The sequence below is a fragment of the Micromonospora endophytica genome (assembly GCF_003236305.1).
Taxonomy (GTDB): Bacteria; Actinomycetota; Actinomycetes; order Mycobacteriales; family Micromonosporaceae; genus Micromonospora; species Micromonospora endophytica.
The window spans coordinates 1-448 of sequence record NZ_POTX01000531.1 but is presented as its reverse complement, the minus strand read 5'-3'; the positions used below and the strand labels follow the sequence as shown (position 1 = coordinate 448).

The 448-nt window shown below is 52.7% G+C and carries 1 protein-coding gene; it reads left to right on the top strand.

The window, feature by feature from the left end; translation table 11 throughout:
* On the top strand, nucleotides 1-395 hold a 395-nt coding region (locus C1I93_RS30940; protein WP_309148231.1), incomplete at its 5' end, for a solute carrier family 23 protein.
* Between the last annotated feature and the right edge of the window lie 53 nt (nucleotides 396-448).

Here is a 448-nt window from a genome sequence, read left to right as displayed (position 1 = left end):
GTGTTTACAGTACCTGGGTTATCGGTGGGGCGGCGATTTTCGCTATCCTGCTTTCCTGCGTCGGTAAACTGGCTGCCGCTATCCAGATGATCCCATTGCCGGTGATGGGCGGCGTTTCGCTGCTGCTTTATGGTGTCATCGGTGCTTCCGGTATTCGTGTTTTGATCGAATCGAAAGTGGATTACAACAAAGCACAGAACCTGATCCTGACTTCCGTGATTTTGATCATCGGCGTCAGTGGCGCGAAGGTAAACATCGGCGCGGCGGAGTTGAAAGGTATGGCGCTGGCGACCATCGTCGGTATCGGCTTAAGTTTGATCTTCAAACTGATCAGTGTGCTGCGCCCTGAAGAAGTGGTGCTGGACGCAGAAGACGCGGATATAACAGACAAATAATGTACCGACCGGGCAGTGTTGCTGCCCGGTTCAAACATCATGGGATTCTGTGG